At 55.5% G+C, this 380-nt stretch carries 1 protein-coding gene; it reads right to left on the bottom strand.

Annotated features, from left to right (window positions below; translation table 11 throughout):
- The coding region (locus KDM89_RS20285) for a hypothetical protein (protein WP_212689674.1) at positions 1 to 380 on the bottom strand (380 nt) is incomplete at both ends.

Genomic DNA, 380 nt, shown 5'->3' with positions numbered 1-380 from the left:
AATCCTGATCACCAATTTTCAAGAAGCGGCCTTTGCCGGACTCGGCCATCTGCAATAACTCACGCAAGGCCAGCACACGACCGTCATCGAGCACCACATCACCGCCTGCGACAAACCATTCGCCCTGACGCTTAATGGTCAGGCGCAGATTGTCCATCGAGCGGCTGCCTTTTAATCGGAAGCGCTCGCCTTCCGGCCACACCAGCTCTACACCTTCGCTTTCGAGCTGTTTTAATTCAGTCAGCAATTCCAGGCATTGCTCGGGTTCCTGCAATTGCCATTCATTGTGATCGCTGCCAGCCACGCCCAGCGCCGGGCAGGCTTGCACACAACGCTGCAACAATCGCTTTTCTTCATCCAGACGACGACTGACCTGTACC

The sequence above is a fragment of the Cognatundibacterium luofuense genome, from assembly GCF_018139685.1.
In the GTDB taxonomy this organism is placed as follows: Bacteria; Pseudomonadota; Gammaproteobacteria; order Burkholderiales; family Burkholderiaceae_D; genus Undibacterium; species Undibacterium luofuense.
This window is presented reverse-complemented; position numbering and strand designations above follow the sequence as displayed.